At 67.6% G+C, this 15,983-nt stretch carries 14 protein-coding genes; all 14 read right to left on the bottom strand.

Annotation, left to right across the window (positions count from 1 at the left end):
• Positions 1 to 28: 28 nt before the first annotated feature.
• Positions 29 to 2,851, bottom strand: coding sequence for a preprotein translocase subunit SecA (secA, locus tag HF877_RS03495; RefSeq protein WP_169619792.1), 2,823 nt, complete (start codon positions 2,849 to 2,851; stop codon positions 29 to 31).
• 141 nt (positions 2,852 to 2,992) lie between these two features.
• The gene (gene raiA, locus HF877_RS03500; protein WP_169619793.1) at positions 2,993 to 3,658 is read right to left on the bottom strand and encodes a ribosome-associated translation inhibitor RaiA; all 666 of its coding nucleotides are present in this window, start codon (positions 3,656 to 3,658) and stop codon (positions 2,993 to 2,995) included.
• Positions 3,659 to 3,865: 207 nt separating this feature from the next.
• Positions 3,866 to 4,510, bottom strand: coding sequence for a ComF family protein (locus HF877_RS03505; RefSeq protein WP_169619794.1), 645 nt, complete (start codon positions 4,508 to 4,510; stop codon positions 3,866 to 3,868).
• Positions 4,511 to 4,554: 44 nt separating this feature from the next.
• Complete coding sequence (gene lpqB / locus HF877_RS03510) at positions 4,555 to 6,336, bottom strand: MtrAB system accessory lipoprotein LpqB (protein WP_169619795.1); 1,782 nt, start codon at positions 6,334 to 6,336, stop codon at positions 4,555 to 4,557.
• Positions 6,333 to 8,006, bottom strand: a complete 1,674-nt coding sequence (gene mtrB, locus HF877_RS03515; protein ID WP_240951962.1) for an MtrAB system histidine kinase MtrB — start codon at positions 8,004 to 8,006, stop codon at positions 6,333 to 6,335. Before mtrB ends, lpqB begins: the two co-directional genes overlap by 4 nt.
• A 68-nt stretch (positions 8,007 to 8,074) precedes the next feature.
• On the bottom strand, positions 8,075 to 8,761 hold the full coding sequence (mtrA, locus tag HF877_RS03520) for an MtrAB system response regulator MtrA (RefSeq protein ID WP_296551245.1): 687 nt from the start codon (positions 8,759 to 8,761) through the stop codon (positions 8,075 to 8,077).
• Positions 8,758 to 9,423 carry a dTMP kinase gene (locus HF877_RS03525; protein WP_169619797.1) on the bottom strand — a complete coding sequence of 222 codons (666 nt, stop codon included), beginning with the start codon at positions 9,421 to 9,423 and terminating at the stop codon, positions 8,758 to 8,760. The genes mtrA and HF877_RS03525 overlap by 4 nt, the downstream gene beginning before the upstream one ends.
• Positions 9,424 to 9,454: 31 nt before the next feature.
• On the bottom strand, positions 9,455 to 10,924 hold the full coding sequence (ahcY, locus tag HF877_RS03530; protein WP_169619798.1) for an adenosylhomocysteinase: 1,470 nt from the start codon (positions 10,922 to 10,924) through the stop codon (positions 9,455 to 9,457).
• A 110-nt stretch (positions 10,925 to 11,034) separates the two neighbouring features.
• Positions 11,035 to 11,736: a TetR family transcriptional regulator gene (locus tag HF877_RS03535; RefSeq protein WP_169619799.1), complete on the bottom strand. Its 702-nt coding sequence runs from the start codon at positions 11,734 to 11,736 to the stop codon at positions 11,035 to 11,037.
• A gap of 66 nt (positions 11,737 to 11,802) precedes the next feature.
• Entirely contained in the window at positions 11,803 to 11,988 is a 186-nt protein-coding gene (locus HF877_RS03540; protein ID WP_169619800.1) for a rubredoxin, read from the bottom strand.
• The gene (locus HF877_RS03545) at positions 11,985 to 12,152 is read right to left on the bottom strand and encodes a rubredoxin (RefSeq protein ID WP_169619801.1); all 168 of its coding nucleotides are present in this window, start codon (positions 12,150 to 12,152) and stop codon (positions 11,985 to 11,987) included. The genes HF877_RS03540 and HF877_RS03545 overlap by 4 nt, the downstream gene beginning before the upstream one ends.
• A gap of 7 nt (positions 12,153 to 12,159) precedes the next feature.
• Positions 12,160 to 13,398, bottom strand: coding sequence for an alkane 1-monooxygenase (locus tag HF877_RS03550; protein ID WP_169619802.1), 1,239 nt, complete (start codon positions 13,396 to 13,398; stop codon positions 12,160 to 12,162).
• A 219-nt stretch (positions 13,399 to 13,617) separates the two neighbouring features.
• A complete protein-coding gene (gene manA, locus HF877_RS03555) occupies positions 13,618 to 14,859 on the bottom strand; it encodes a mannose-6-phosphate isomerase, class I (RefSeq protein ID WP_169619803.1) in 1,242 nt (413 codons plus the stop codon).
• Positions 14,859 to 15,947 (bottom strand): tobH protein, encoded by a 1,089-nt coding sequence (locus HF877_RS03560; protein ID WP_169619804.1) that lies wholly within the window; start codon positions 15,945 to 15,947, stop codon positions 14,859 to 14,861. The genes manA and HF877_RS03560 overlap by 1 nt, the downstream gene beginning before the upstream one ends.
• Positions 15,948 to 15,983 lie beyond the last annotated feature (36 nt).

Consider the following 15,983-nt stretch of genomic DNA (forward strand, 5'->3'; position numbering starts at 1 on the left):
ACAGGGTCGTGAAGGAGTTCACCGACGGTCAGTGCCGGCGGCCGGACTTCGCGTCGCGTCGCGCAGCCGCACGACGTTCCTTGCGGGTGCCGGCATGCGCGGCCGGTGCGGCGCCGTCGCCACCACTGCGACGTGCGACGTGCGCACGACCGTCCTCGGCGGGGCCACTGTAGGTGAGACGACGTTCGCCCTCGTCCAGACCCTGTGCGCGCAGCACGGCGGGAGCGGGCGCGGGCGCCGGCTGGGCGGGTGCCCGAGACGGAACGGGCTGCCCGACCGGGGGCGCCGTCCGGGACGCAGCGGCAGCGGACGCCGGTGTCACCGACACCCCGTTGCCCGCGGCAGCCTGCGGCTGCGCCGCTTCGACCTTGAGGTTGAACAGGAAGCCGACCGACTCTTCCTTGAGGCCCTCGAGCATGGCGGTGAACATGTCGAAGCCCTCGCGCTGGTACTCGACGAGCGGGTCGCGCTGCGCCATCGCGCGCAGGCCGATGCCTTCCTTCAGGTAGTCCATCTCGTAGAGGTGCTCACGCCACTTGCGGTCCAGGACCGAGAGCAGGACCCGCCGCTCGAGTTCGCGCATCGCGTTCTCCCCGGCCAGCGCCTGGAGTTCCGCCTCCCGGCGCGCGTACGCGGCACGGGCGTCGTCGAGAAGCGCCTCACGCAGGTCGTTGCGGTCGAGATCCTCGTTCTCCGCGAGCAGCGTCTTGTAGTCGATGCCGACGGGGTAGAGAGTCTTGAGCGCGGTCCACAACTGCTCGAGATCCCAGTCCTCGACGTAACCGTCGGCGGTGGCGCCGTCGACGTAGGCCGAGACCACGTCGGTGAGCATGTGCTGCACCTGGCCCTCGAGATCCTCGCCACGAAGGATGCGGCGACGCTCCTCGTAGATGACGGTGCGCTGCTGGTTCATCACCTCGTCGTACTTGAGGACGTTCTTGCGGATCTCGTAGTTCTGCTGCTCGACCTGGGTCTGCGCGCTCTTGATGGCCTTGGAGACCATCTTCGCCTCGATCGGGACGTCGTCGGGCAGGTTGAGCCGGGTCATGATCGACTCCAGCGCAGCGCCGTTGAAGCGTCGCATCAGCTCGTCGCCGAGCGAGAGGTAGAAGCGCGACTCCCCCGGGTCGCCCTGACGGCCGGAGCGGCCACGCAGCTGATTGTCGATACGGCGCGACTCGTGACGCTCGGTGCCGAGCACATACAGGCCGCCGGCCTCGCGCACCCGGTCCGCGTCTTCCTTGACCTGCCGCTGCACCGCGGGAAGGGTCTCGTCCCACGCGGCCTCGTATTCCTCCGAGGTCTCGACCGGATCGAGTCCCCGCTTGCGCAGCAGGGTGTCGGTGATGATGTCGGGGTTGCCGCCGAGCACGACGTCGGTACCACGACCGGCCATGTTCGTCGCGACGGTGACCGCGCCGGTCCGCCCGGCCTCCGCGATGATCTGCGCTTCCTGCTCGTGGAACTTCGCATTGAGGACGTTGTGGGGAACGCCGCGCTTGGTGAACTGCTTCGACAGGTACTCCGAACGTTCGACGCTCGTGGTACCGATCAGGACCGGCTGGCCCTTCTCGTGGCGCTCGACCACGTCGTCGACGACGGCGGCGAACTTCGCTTCTTCCGTCTTGTAGATCAGGTCGCCCTGGTCCACCCGGACCATCGGACGGTTCGTCGGGATCGGGATGACGCCCAGGTCGTAGATCTGGTGCAGCTCGGCAGCCTCGGTCTCGGCGGTACCGGTCATGCCCGAAAGCTTGTCGTAGAGCCGGAAGTAGTTCTGCAGCGTGATCGTGGCGAGCGTCTGGTTCTCGGCCTTGATCTCGACGTGTTCCTTGGCCTCGATCGACTGGTGCATGCCCTCGTTGTAGCGGCGTCCCGACAGCACGCGGCCCGTGAACTCGTCGACGATGACGACCTCGCCGTTGCGGACGATGTAGTCCTTGTCCTTGGCGTAGAGCTCCTTGGCCTTGATGGCGTTGTTCAGGTAGCTCACGAGCGGCGAATTCGCCGCTTCGTACAGGTTGTCGATACCGAGCTGATCCTCGACGAATTCGACACCGGCCTCGTGCACACCGACCGTGCGCTTACGGATGTCGACCTCGTAGTGGACGTCTTTCTCGAGCAGCGGCGCGATGCGCGCGAACTCGGCGTACCACTTGCTCGACGCGTCGGCGGGGCCCGAGATGATGAGCGGGGTGCGCGCTTCGTCGATGAGGATCGAGTCGACCTCGTCGACGATCGCGTAGTTGTGGCCGCGCTGGACGAGGTCGTCGAGCGAGTGCGTCATGTTGTCGCGCAGGTAGTCGAAGCCGAACTCGTTGTTCGTGCCGTACGTGATGTCGGCGTTGTAGGCCGCACGGCGCTGCGCCGGAGTCATGCCGGACAGGATCACGTCGGTTTCGAGTCCGAGGAACCGGTGCACACGGCCCATCCACTCGGAGTCGCGCTTGGCGAGGTAGTCGTTGACGGTGACGACATGGACGCCGTCTCCCGAGATGGCGTTGAGGTATGCCGGCAACACGCAGGTCAGGGTCTTGCCCTCACCGGTCTTCATCTCGGCGATGTTGCCGAAGTGCAGGGCGGCGCCACCCATGATCTGAACGCCGTAGTGCTTCTGACCGAGGACGCGGAACGACGCCTCCCGGGCGGTCGCGAAGGCCTCGGGAAGCAACTCGTCGAGCGATTCCCCATCCTGGTAGCGGTGACGGAACTCGTCCGTCTTGGCCCGCAGTTCGGCGTCGGTCAGGGCTTCGAACTCCGGGGAGAGGGATTCGACATGCTCGGCGATCTGCTTGAGCCGCTTGACCATGCGACCTTCACCGATCCGGAGCAGCTTCGTCAGCGACAGCACTGGTGTGTTCGTCCTCAATCTCGGGTACCTGCACGGACAAGAAATCCGGCCGAGGCCTTGCGGACCCCGGCCGGATTCCATGGTAGGCGTTCTCCCGGAGTTACTGCGACGGCGTCACGCCGCAGTTGCTCCGGGCACTGCTCAGACGAGCTTGATGAGACCGTAGTCGAAAGCGTGGCGCCGATACACCACGGACGGCTTGTCGGTCTCCTTGTCGTGGAACAGATAGAAGTCGTGACCGACGAGTTCCATCTCGTAGAGGGCGTCGTCGACCGTCATCGGCTCGGCCTTGTGCTCCTTGACGCGGACGATCCTGCCGGGACCTTCGGGTTCCTGCTCCTGGCCGTCGAGCGGCAGATCCGGCGAGATCGCGAGTTCGTCGTCCTGCGCCAGCGCCGCGGTGGCTTCCGCGACGGAGACGGGGGTCTTCTCGCCGTACGACACCTTCCGGCGTTCCTTCGTCCGCCTCAGCCGGGATTCGAGCTTGGCGATCACCGATTCGAATGCCGCGTAGAAACTGTCGCCGGAAGCTTCCGCGCGAACGACCGGTCCCTTGCCTCGCGCCGTGATCTCGACTCGCTGGGCGCTCTTCCTCTGTCGGCGGTTGCGCTCGTGCTGCAACTCGACATCGAAGTGGAAAATCGTCGGATCGAATCGTTCGATTCGAGCAATTTTCTCGGACACGTAGATCCGGAAGTGATCCGGCACCTCTACGTTGCGGCCTTTCACGACGATCTCGGCCTGGGGGCCTTCCGTGGTGGCGTCTGCCTCGGCAACGGAAGCCTGGGTCTTCGAAGGGGTCGTCACAAGTACCTCCCGAGTACGGCCGGTGCCAACTGCGCACCGGCATGTTCGATGAGCGCGATAGCGCCCGCCCGGAACCGGAAGAATGGGCGTTACACCCTTCTACCTGTTCGTTTCCGGGTCTGAGGGCAACGGTAGTCGGTCTGCCGGACGCATGCCATCGTTGCGGTCCAATTCACTTTTTGGACACCCGCCGTTACCACAGCGGCCTCATGCGTGTGCTGTAACGAGCATTCCGACGGGGTCGAAACCGCCCCGGCGCAACACCCGCACGGACTCCGCAGCGGTGGCTCCCGTGGTGACGATGTCGTCCACCACGAGCACCTGCCGCGTCCGCGGAACACCTCCCTCCCGAAGCCGGATCCGGCCGGCGAGGTTGCGGCGGCGCTCGGCGGCGGACAAGCCCACCGAGTCCCGTACGCCCCGGGCCGAGACGAGGAGCGGATGCACGAACAGATGCGGGTCGTGGCTCGCCGCAACCTGCGCCGCGCGCGAGACAGGGTCGCCCCCGCGCGCTCGGGCGGCCCGCGCACGAGTGGGAGCCGGTACGACGGTCGTCGGCCCCGGGGGCAGTTCACCCCATCGGCGCAGGCGTGACACCGCCACCGCCCAGGCGAGTCCGAGGGGGTCGGCGAGATCCCGGCGGCCGCGCTCTTTCGCGGCGACCACCGCGCGCCTCCGAGGGCCGGCGTACGGGCCCAGACTCCACACCGGTACTCCCGGGTCGCCCCGAAGCGGGACCAGCGCCGGTGGATCGTTCAGCACCCGCGCACACGCGCGACACCATGCGGTCCCGCTCGCACCGCACCCACCGCACGCAAGGGGCAGCACGAGGTCGAAGAGGGACGACAGCATTCCGGCAGTGTGACGTCCACCACCGACAGGTTCGAGGGGCTGTGTCAGCCCGGCAACACCGGGATCGCAGTCAGCCCGGCAAGCCCCGGGACCTCGCGCCAATAGCGGTCGTCGGCGGGATCGCGGTTGTTGAGCTGGAACACCGCACGCGAGTCCGCGACGAATTCGGCGGTGGTGGACGCCTCGACGGCGATGACGGGCGGCGTCAGGTTCCGGCTGGGCAGCGCGTCCGTCCGGGACCCGTCGACCGCGATCTGCACGACCGGCATGTCGGACGCCGCCCGCGAGACCACGACGGTATCGGGGGTACTCCAGTCGAGCGAGAGCGCCGGCCCTCCGAGGCCGAACCCGATCTCGCGGGGGTTGGTGAGGGAGAATTCGCCGTTCGGCGTCTGCACGACCGTCGCGACATATACGCGTCCGTCGATGATGAGCGCGGCTCGTACCCCGTCCCGCGACAGCCGGAGTTCGGTGATCCGTCCGCCTACCGCCCGGAGGGCGCCCGCCTCGACGCCCACGACGGTGACGCGGCCGGTGCCCGGCTCCCGCACGGCTCTCACCACCGCCATTCCGTTGACCACCGCCCAGACGGAGGTGTCGTCCGGCGACCAGGTCGGGCGCGTGATCGAATTACCGTCGACCGCCGGTTCGGCGACGTCGTCGCCGTACGCGCCGACGATCAGCTGCGTGGCGGGCTCGGGTGCGACGCCCCCGGTCTCCGCGACCGCTGCCACGAGTTCGCCGTCGCGCGAGAGCGCAATCGATTCCAGGTTGGCGGCGGAGCCGAAGAACCCGGGAACCGGGGTGACACCTGTCTCGGCCACCCCCACCAGGCCACCGCGCAGGAGCGCGTGCAGACCGATGGTGGCACTCGAGGTGGCCAGGGGGTTCATGGACGCGACATCGGCGGTCGTCCACCCGTTGGGGAACCGTTCGTCGAGTGGCTGGTGATCCGCCAGCAACACGTACGGACCCGAGATGTCGGCGTTGGCGAGCGTCCAGACCACCTGCGCGGCGAGCAGTTCCCGGTCTTCCTTGCTCATCGCCCCGATGCCCTGGAAGTCGACGCGGATGCCACCGAGCCCGACACCGACCTGCCCGGTGCGCCCGTCGGCCTTGGTGACGGCACCGACCACAGTGACGTCCTCGAGCAGGTTCCGCACGGCAGGTTCCAACGATGCCTTCGGCCCCTCGACGAGCAGGCCGATCAGCTGGGAGGCGGTCTGTTCCGGACTGCCGGTGATCCACCGCGGGTCGGGAACGACCGTCTCGCCCGCCGGTTCGACGAAGTACAGCGAACGTCGCTGATAGCTGTTGAGGAAGCGTGGCCGATCCATGATGACCCCGTCGGGCATCGCGTCGATCCGCCACTCACCGTCGGTCCGCACGAGCGTGAACTTCGCTTCGAATTCGCCGCCGGCCGCCCGGTAGACACCGCCTTCTTCCAGGTAGCCGACGATGTTCGCGCGGACGACGTACGTCGCCCGGTCACTGTTGCGGTTCTCGACGAGAACGTCGACCTTGTCCACGATCGTCGCACTCGCCGCGTCGTCCCAGCGTCCGGACATCTCCGGGGTGAGGAATTGCCGGGCCGCGACGTGCCGGTTCGTGGGTTCGGTGCTGGCCTGCAGGAAATCGCGGAGCAACAGATCCGGTTCGCGGCCGGGGACGGGTGCGCTGACCTCGGTGGTCGCGGGTGCGGGATCGATGGTGCCGATGGCCTGCGGAGACGACGAGTCGGGCAGGGTCGCGCACCCGGAGACGACCAGCGCCGCCACGCACATCACCACGGTGAGCGCGGTACGGATCCGTGCGGCGCGGGTCATGTCGGCGCTCCTTCCGAGGGTGACGGCGTCGAGTTGTCCACCCCACCGGCACCGTCGGCCGAGACCTCCGCGGAGGAACCACCGGCCGGTTCGTGTCCGGGAGACTGCGGCGGTTTGCCCTGCACCGCGTGGACGGCGCCCGGCACCAGGGGGACGGGGCTGCGTCCGACCTTCCGGCCGCGTTCGCGCGGCAACGTCAGCCGGAAGCTCGCGCCCCGGCCCGGTTCGCCCCACGCCTCGAGTTTTCCGTTGTGCAGGTTGGCGTCTTCGACGCTGATCGCGAGGCCGAGACCGGTACCACCGGAACGGCGCACCCGCGACGGGTCGGATCGCCAGAAGCGGTTGAACACCAGCTTCTCCTCACCCGGACGCAGGCCGATGCCCTGGTCGCGGACGACGAACGCCACCGCGTTGTCGTCGGCCCGCAGGCGGAGCAGAATCGGTTTTCCTTCACCGTGGTCGATCGCGTTGGCGAGAAGATTCCGCAGGATCCGTTCGACTCGACGTGGATCGACGTCGGCCTCGACGGGTTCGGAAGGCATGTCGACGATCAACTCCGTCGACGTTTCGCGGGCGAGGTGGCGCACCGTGGACACCGCGGCCCGGGCGCACATGCGGACGTCGAGCCGTTCGGAGGCGAGCTCGGCGACACCCGCGTCGTGGCGGCTGATCTCGAGGAGGTCGCCCAGCAAGCCCTCGAACCGGTCGAGTTCGGCGACGAGGAGTTCGGACGCGCGTTTGAGCGAGGGATCCAGCTCGTCGCTGCCGTCGTGGATCAGATCGGCGGCCATCCGCACCGTGGTGAGCGGGGTACGAAGCTCGTGGCTCACATCGGACGTGAACCGCTTCTGCAGGTTGCCGTACTCTTCGAGCTGGGTGATCTGCCGCGACAGGCTCTCGGCCATCTCGTTGAACGACATGGCGAGTCGCGCCATGTCGTCCTCGCCCCGCACCGGCATGCGTTCCTTGAGGCGGCCGTCGGCGAACCGCACCGCGATGCGGGAGGCGGAGCGGATGGGCAGCACCACCTGGCGGGCGACGATCATCGAGATCGCGGCGAGCAGCACGAGCAGGACACCCGCGCCGACCACCAGCGTGCCCCGAACGAGCGCGAGGGTGCGTTCCTCACCGCCGAGGGGGAACACCAGATACAGCTCGAGCGTCGAGATGGCCGAGTCGGTGGGGCTGCCGATGATCAGTACCGGGCCGGTATAGCCGTTGGGGTTCGAGACTGTGGCGAATTGGTATGCGACCTGCCCGTTCTGGACGAAGGCGCGCAGATTCTGCGGGATCTGCTCGGCCGGCCCGCTCGCGGTGGGCGCGCGCGGACCGTCGCCCGGAACGATGAGAACCGGGTCGAACGTGCCGGCGACGCCGGTGTCCTGACCGCCGTCGCTACCGCGGCTGGTCAGGGTCGCGGCGGCGCCGTCGAGCCGGACCGCCAGCGAGCCGGAGTCGTCGGCTCCGGCGAGCTGTCCTTCGACCAGCGCGCGGGAGCGGTCCATCTCCTCGGTCGCGGCGTCGATCTTGACTTCCAGAAGCCGGTCGGTGATCTGGCTGATGAGCACCACGCCGAGCACGAGCATCACGATCAGCGACAGCGTGAGGGTCGAGACGACCACACGTAGCTGGAGCGATCGTCGCCAGGTGTGCGCGAGCCTGCTGCTCATGGCCCGCGACCACCTTACGAGCGGCAGCGTTCTCCGTGCGATCCGCCGCCGCAGAGGTTGACCACGGATCACGGCGGTCCGGCCTTGTAGCCGACCCCCCGCACCGTGAGCACCGCTTCCGGGTTCTCGGGATCCTTCTCGACCTTCGCCCGCAGGCGCTGGACGTGAACGTTCACCAGACGGGTGTCGGCTGCGTGCCGGTAACCCCAGACCTGTTCCAGGAGCACCTCACGGGTGAACACCTGACGCGGCTTGCGCGCGAGCGCCACCAGCAGGTCGAACTCCAGCGGGGTGAGCGAGATCAGTTCGTCGCCGCGGGTGACCTTGTGTGCCGGAACATCGATGGTGATATCGCCGATCGAGAGTACTTCGGCGGGTTCCTGCTCGGTGCGGCGCAACCGGGCGCGCACGCGCGCCACCAGTTCCTTCGGCTTGAAGGGCTTCACCATGTAGTCGTCGGCGCCCGACTCGAGTCCGAGAACCACATCGACGGTGTCGGACTTGGCAGTGAGCATCACGATGGGCACGCCGGAATCGGCGCGGAGCACGCGGCAGACGTCGATGCCGTTCATGCCCGGAAGCATGAGATCGAGCAGGACGAGGTCCGGGCGGATTTCGCGCACGGCACCGAGCGCCTGCGTCCCGTCGCCCACCACGAACGGCTCGAATCCTTCGCCGCGCAGCACGATTGTGAGCATTTCGGCGAGTGCTGCATCGTCGTCGACTACCAGAATCCTCGGCTTCATAAGCTCTATCGTGTCACCCCTTCACCTTCGCGAAGCAGATTTGAGATGCGAACGGCGAGTTGTTGCGTATCGGTCTCGGCGCCCGCCACGATCCACCGTGACATCCAGTGCCGCTGCGCCAAGCCGTCGTACACCTCTCCGGTCCGGTACTGGAGGTCGCCGTCGCGTTCGTACGCGTCGCGTTCCCGCGCGGCGTCCGACTCCGCGCGACTCCTGGCCCGTTCTGCGGCGAGCGCGACAGGGACACGCAGCAGCACTTGCAGATCGGGCACGGGAAGCGCGAAGCGTTCGTATTCGAGGTTCCGGATCCACTCGACCGACGGCCCTGCGGCATCCTCGTGGCGCCGGGCCGCGGTGTACGCCGCGTTGGACGCGACATAGCGGTCGAGAAGCACGATGTCGTTGGCAGCGAGGAGTTTCCGCAGTTCGTCGGCGGCGTCGCGCCGATCGAGTGCCCACAGCAACGCCATCGCTTCGACACTCGACGCGGTGTCGCCGTGCTGTCCCCGCAGCGCCTCGGCGCCCAGATCGGCGTGGATCGATCGGCCGTAGCGGGGAAACGCCAGTGTGGCCACGCGCGCCCCCGCGGCGCGCCACGCCTCGACGAGGCCGGCGGACAATGTCCGCTTTCCGGCCCCGTCGAGACCTTCGACGACAATCAGACCACCCATAACGCTGCGCTTCTCGCCGCCGATCTCGGAATCAGTAGCGGTAGTGCTCGGGCTTGTACGGGCCCTCGACGTCCACGCCGATGTACTCGGCCTGCTCCTTGGTCAGCTTCGTCAGCTTGCCGCCGAGCGCCTCGACGTGGATCTTGGCGACCTTCTCGTCGAGGTGCTTGGGCAGGCGGTAGACCTCGTTGTCGTACTCGTCCGGCTTCGTCCACAGTTCGATCTGCGCGATGACCTGGTTCGCGAACGAGTTGCTCATCACGAACGACGGGTGACCGGTCGCATTGCCGAGGTTGAGCAGACGTCCCTCGGACAGCACGATGATCGAATGTCCGTCGGCGAAGGTGAACTCGTCGACCTGCGGCTTGATGTTGATCCGCGTGACGTCGGCGGACCGCTCGAGGCCGGCCATGTCGATCTCGTTGTCGAAGTGACCGATGTTGCCGAGGATCGCCTGGTGCTTCATCGCCTTCATGTGCTCGAAGGTGATGATGTCCTTGTTGCCCGTCGAGGTGATGACGATGTCGGCCTGGCCGATGAAGTCTTCGACCGTCACGACGTCGTAGCCGTCCATGAGGGCCTGCAGCGCGTTGATCGGATCGATCTCGGTGATCGACACACGTGCGCCCTGGCCGCGCAGCGCCTCGGCGCAGCCCTTGCCCACGTCGCCGTAACCGCACACCAGCGCGGTCTTGCCGCCGATGAGCACGTCGGTGCCGCGGTTGATGCCGTCGAGCAGCGAGTGCCGGGTGCCGTACTTGTTGTCGAACTTGCTCTTGGTGACCGAGTCGTTGACGTTGATCGCCGGGAACGTCAGTTCGCCGGCGGCCGCGAGCTGGTAGAGGCGCAGCACACCGGTGGTGGTCTCCTCGGTGACGCCCTGCACCGACGCGGCGATCGCCGACCACTTGCCGGCGTCGGCCTCGAGCGAGTTGCGCAGCAACTGCAGGAACACCTTGTACTCGGCGGAATCGTGCTCTTCGTCGACGGGCGGGACCACGCCGGCCTTCTCGAACTGCGCGCCCTTGAGCACGAGCATCGTGGCATCGCCACCGTCGTCGAGAATCATGTTGGCGGGTTCACCGGGCCAGGTGAGCATCTGCTCGGCCGCCCACCAGTACTCCTCGAGGGACTCGCCCTTCCATGCGAACACCGGCACACCCTTGGGTTCTTCGGGCGTGCCGTGCGGGCCCACGACGATCGCGGCCGCAGCGTGGTCCTGGGTGGAGAAGATGTTGCACGAGGCCCATCGGACCTGTGCGCCCAGCGACACGAGGGTCTCGATCAGTACCGCGGTCTGCACGGTCATATGCAGCGAGCCCGAGATCCGTGCGCCCTTCAGCGGCTGCACCTCGGCGTATTCGCGACGCAGCGACATCAGTCCCGGCATCTCGTGTTCGGCCAGGCGGATCTCCTTGCGCCCGAATTCGGCGAGGGACAGATCGGCGACCTTGAAATCGAGACCGTTGATCCGGTCGGCGACGAGCGTGGTGTCAGACACGTGCAAATGCCTCTTCCTGTCGGCAGACAATTCTTCGAACAAAGCAGTTGCAACCAGGCTATACAACCTGCGGCGTCACGGTACGGCCGGTACGAACGGGCGGGTCGCGGTCAGCCGGGCACCGCGGCCTTCTCCACGAAGGGAACGAGCAGGTCGGCGAGGTCGGCGGCGACGTCGTTGCCCGAGACCGGCGGCATCGAGATGAAGCTCAGCGCGACCCGCACGATCGCGCGGGCCAGGATGCCGGCGTCGGTGCCGGACGCCGACACCCAGCTGTGCTCGAAGGTGTCGGCGAGCCGGACCGAGCCCCGCTCGAGGATCGGCGCGACATCGGTGGTGATCAGGCGCAGCAGATCGGGTTTGGCCTCGCCGTGGAGCAGCGACCGCACCAGCGGATCGGCCGCCGACGCCGTGAAGAACGACGTGAATCCTCCGACGAGGGCCGCACGCGCGTCGCCGACGTGCGCGTATACCGAGTCGGCCACGGCGTCGACGAATTCGTCGACCAGGCGCAGCGCGTAGCCCTGGGCAAGCCCCTGCCGCGACGAGAACTCCTTGTACAACGTCTGCCGGCTGATTCCCGCGGCGCGCGCGACGTCGCTCATGGTGACGGCCGACCAGTCGCGCTCGAGGAGCAGGTCCCGCATCGCGTCGAGAATCGTCGAGCGCAGGAGCACCCGGCTCGCCTCGTGGAACAGCACCCGCGCGGACGACGCACCGGCGGTGTCACCCGGCGAGGTGGTCACACCGTTGCCGTTCGGCGACACACCCCTGCCGTCGCTGCCGCCGCTACCCGGTTGCGCACTCGCCATGGCCGTGACGCTCTCACGGCTCCGCGTGCGCGTCAAAGCCGAACGAGATGTCCTGTCGACGGCTGTTCACCGCCGGACGATCTCGATCATCTCGAAGTCGGCCTTGGCCGCACCGCAGTCCGGGCACGACCAGTCGTCGTCGATGTCCTCCCAGCGCGTCCCCGGCTCGATCCCCTCGTCGGGCCAGCCGAGCTTCTCGTCGTACTCGAAGCCGCAGACCAGGCAGCGGAACAGCCGGAATTCGGTGCTCATCGCGCATACTCCTCGAAATCGATCTTCTCCCGGACCCCGCAGTCGGGGCAGCACCAGTCGTCGGGAAGGGCATCCCATGCGGTGCCGGCGGGAAATCCTTCGCGCGGGGCACCGAGCGCTTCGTCGTAGACGAAGTCGCACACCGGGCAGCGGTACGCAGTCATCTGGGGATCAGTTCCCTTCCTGGGCAGCGGCGCCGTAGCGGGCGAGGATCGCTTCGCGCTTGCTCGGCTGGATGTTGACCCGCGTGATGTCGCCGTCGTAGTGATCGAGCACCCGGGGGTCCATGACCTTGCGCCACAGCGGCGGGATGTAGGCGAGCCCGATCATCGTGGCGTACCCGGCGGGCAGATTCGGCGACATCTCCATGCTCCGCAGCGTCTGGTAGCGGCGGGTCGGGTTGGCGTGATGGTCGCTGTGCCGCTGCAGGTGGTAGAGGAAGATGTTGGTCACGAGGTGATCGCTGTTCCAGCTGTGGGCGGGACTGCACCGTTCGTACCGGCCGTTGGCGGTGCGCTGCCGGAGCAGACCGTAGTGCTCGAGGTAGTTGACCGCTTCGAGCAGCGCGAAGCCGAAGACCGCCTGGATCACCAGATAGGGCGCGATCCCGATCCCGAAGACTGCGATGAGGCCGCCGAAGAGCACAGCCGAGAGTGCCCACGCGCTGAGCACGTCGTTGCGCAGGCTCCACACGGGCTTGCCGAGCCGCTCGAGGCGGGCCCGCTCGAGCCGCCACGCGGAGCGCACGCTGCCGATGACCGTGCGCGGCAGGAACGCCCAGAAGCTCTCGCCGAAGCGAGCGGAGGCCGGGTCCTCCGGTGTCGCGACGCGGACGTGGTGTCCCCTGTTGTGCTCGATGTAGAAGTGGCCGTAGAACGACTGTGCGAGGGCGATCCTGGACAGTCGCCGTTCCAGCTCGACCTTCTTGTGGCCCAGTTCGTGCGCGGTGTTGATACCGATACCGGCGACGACACCGACGGAGAGCGCCAGGCCGATCTTCGACGCGATACCGAGGCCGCCGTCGATGCCGAGCCACGACAGGTTGTCGGCCGACCAGAGGTAGCAGGCGAACACGAGGCTGGCGAACTGGAACGGCAGGTAGATGTACGTGCAGTACCGGTAGTAGCGATCGTTCTCGAGTGCTTCGACGAGTTCGTCCGGCGGGTTCTCACCGTCGGGCCCGACGAACAGGTCGAGCGTCGGGACCATCACGTAGACGAGCAGCGGCCCGATCCACCACAGCGCCGGGGTCACCGCCTGCCAGCCCAGTGCGTTTCCGGCCCAGATGAGCGCGGTGGCAAGGAAGAGCGCGGTGGGCGGGACGAGGCCGAGCAGCCACAGTTTCTTCTTGCGGTCACGCCATTGCACATCCGGCATGTCCAGCGGGCTCGCCGCCGAGTCCGTACTCATGTCTGTCTCCTCGTCACCCGTGTGGGTCACCCGGCCGGACATCCCGACGTCGTGACACACATCACTGTGATCTGGACTATAGGACGGATCGCGTCCGAGGTCTAGACATTCTTGAGGATTTGTAAACTGCCACACGCGCAGCGGGGCGGCAGAGGAGCACCGTACAGGGAATGCCCGTCACCGCACGGTGACGGATCGACGGTCGTACCGGAAGAACCGTCAGTCGCGAGACAGTGCCGGGAGTTCACCGAGGCGCGCACGGAACACCTGTGCGCCGTCCGCGCGGCCCCGCACGACCGTCTCCGGGTCGGAATGCGACAGCCACACCGAATCACCCGAGTCCAGGTCCACGGTCGTTCCGGCGCACTCGACGCTCACCGCACCATGGGTGCACAGGAGGATCTGCGGGCCGCCGGGAGCGATCACGACTTCGTCGCCCGGTCCGGGTTCGACGCGAGAGAGCGCGAACTCCGGTGCCGGGGTCCGGTACCGCCACTCGAACGGTCCGATCTGCTCGGCATCGAGAATCGGCACCGCTGCAGAACCGAAATCGAGCACCCGCAGCAGTTCCGGCACGTCCACGTGCTTGGGCGTCAGACCGCCGCGCAGGACGTTGTCCGAGTTCGCCATGATCTCGACGCCCATGCCGTGCAGGTAGGCGTGCAGATTGCCGGCTGCCAGGTAGAGCCCCTCACCGGGCTCGAGGGTGATGCGGTTGAGCAACAGCGACGCCAGGACCCCGGCGTCGCCGGGATAGAACTCGGCGAGTTGCAGCGTGGTCCGTACTTCCTCGACAAACTCCCGCCCGTTCTCCGTTCCCGTGAGGTAGCCGACGCACCCGTCGAGCACACGAGGCAGCAAGGCCAGCAGCGCAGTGGGAGGCAGAGTGATCCACGTGGTGAACAGCGCCCGTAAGCCGTCGGAATCCGGTTGCCCGGCAAGCAGCCCCAGATACGGTTCGAGTTCGGGCACGTGCAGGGCCTCGAGCAGCGCAACGGTGCGATGCGCATCACGGAATCCGGCGAGCGCCTCGAACCGCGTCAACGCGACCACCAGTTCGGGTTTGTGGCTGGCGTCCTTGTAGTTGCGGATGGGCGAATCGATCGGCAATCCCAGTGCGTCCTCGCGGGCAAAACCCTCGGCCGCCTGCCGCGCACTCGGATGCGCCTGCAACGACAACGGTTCCTCCGCTGCGAGAAGCTTGAGCAAGAACGGCAGCCGCGTCCCGAACCGCTCGACAGTGTGCGGACCGAGATGCCCGTGCGGGTCGGCATCGAGGACCTCGAGCAGCGAAAGCTTCTCGTCGGTGGGAAGAATCACCCGCGCCGGGTCCGCGGGATGCGCCCCGAGCCACAGTTCGGCTTCCGGGTGGTCGGACGGCACCTTGCGGCCGCACAGCGTCGCGATCGCGGTGCGCGAGCCCCATGCGTACGACCGCACCGCCCCCTCGAGTGAGTGCACTATCGTCCCCCGGCCAGTCTCAGATAGGCCGCCGCCATGTCGATTCGCACCATCAATACCGCAATCTGCTCGAGCACGGGAGGGACCGTGTCGGATTCGAATTCCCCTACCACCGATAGCAGCTCGGCGTCGGGTAGCGCAGCACCGCGGCGCTGCGCCGCGAGCCGGTCGGAATCCGTACTGAACACGAAGACGCGTGCCGGCGCGAGCGGGGCCGGACCGTCCAGTTCTTCGTCGTGGAACAAGGGGTCGTATCGCTCACCGGCGGCCGTGAGGACCTCGATCAGTCGCTCACGAGCGGCCAGCACATCGGGCAGCGCCGCAGCGGACGCGACGACACCCGCACCCTGGAGCAGCGACTCCGACGCGTGTCGTGCCAGCGCGACAGTCACCGGACGGTCCCCCGCGACGATGACCCGCCGCGACTGCATGCGTACCGCGAGGGATTTCGCCGGATTGTGGAACACCTCGTTCGAGGGGTGATCGCGGAGCGCCTCCTGATCGACCGCGTCCGCGAGCCGGGCGAGGTCCACCCGGAGGGCGTCCCCCCGCAGCACGTCGCGCATGACCGCGAGGACGGCGTAGAACACGGCGACGTGCCGTGCCAGCGCATACCGAGCCGGCACCTGCACGCGCGGAGCCAGGAGCACCGCCCGTCCGGCTGCGACAGCCCGCACGGGACCTTCGTCGGGGGCGTCGACGATCACTTCGGCGCTGCGCCTCAGGGCCGCATCGATCGATCGTGCGAGTTGCGGATCGCCAGGATCGTTTCCGGCCACCACCACGACGTCCAGCGCACCCACCCACGGCGGTGTCTCCGGGGCGTACACCAACGGGGCAGCGGCGTGCTCGGCGAACAACGACACGACCAGTTCGGCGGCGCGGCTCGACCGTGCGTCGGTGCCGACGAAGACCACGCTGCGCGGCCGCACATCGGCGAGGCCGTCCAGAAGCCGTTCGTCGACGGCGGTGGCGACCGCACGGATCTGCGCTCCGCCGAGAGCGGCGCTGCGCAGGACGCCGTCGACGTCTGCTGCGATCACTCCGTCCACGTCGTCGAAGTCGAACAGCGGCAAGGGTGCCGTCACGACCGCGTCACCTTCCTTCCGCCCGCCCTGGGGCCC

The organism is Rhodococcus sp. BL-253-APC-6A1W (genome assembly GCF_012843405.1).
GTDB lineage: Bacteria > Actinomycetota > Actinomycetes > Mycobacteriales > Mycobacteriaceae > Rhodococcus.

Excerpts from the sequence above, each read along its gene's own strand:
- HF877_RS03540 (WP_169619800.1), bottom strand. The coding sequence starts at position 11,988 with ATGAGCACCGAATTCCGGCTGTTCCGCTGCCTGGTCTGCGGCTTCGAG.
- HF877_RS03525 (WP_169619797.1), bottom strand. The coding sequence starts at position 9,423 with ATGGGTGGTCTGATTGTCGTCGAAGGTCTCGACGGGGCCGGAAAGCGG.
- mtrB (WP_240951962.1), bottom strand. The coding sequence starts at position 8,006 with ATGAGCAGCAGGCTCGCGCACACCTGGCGACGATCGCTCCAGCTACGT.
- HF877_RS03545 (WP_169619801.1), bottom strand. The coding sequence starts at position 12,152 with ATGACTGCGTACCGCTGCCCGGTGTGCGACTTCGTCTACGACGAAGCG.
- HF877_RS03505 (WP_169619794.1), bottom strand. The coding sequence starts at position 4,510 with ATGCTGTCGTCCCTCTTCGACCTCGTGCTGCCCCTTGCGTGCGGTGGG.
- HF877_RS03550 (WP_169619802.1), bottom strand. The coding sequence starts at position 13,398 with ATGAGTACGGACTCGGCGGCGAGCCCGCTGGACATGCCGGATGTGCAA.
- HF877_RS03535 (WP_169619799.1), bottom strand. The coding sequence starts at position 11,736 with ATGGCGAGTGCGCAACCGGGTAGCGGCGGCAGCGACGGCAGGGGTGTG.
- lpqB (WP_169619795.1), bottom strand. The coding sequence starts at position 6,336 with ATGACCCGCGCCGCACGGATCCGTACCGCGCTCACCGTGGTGATGTGC.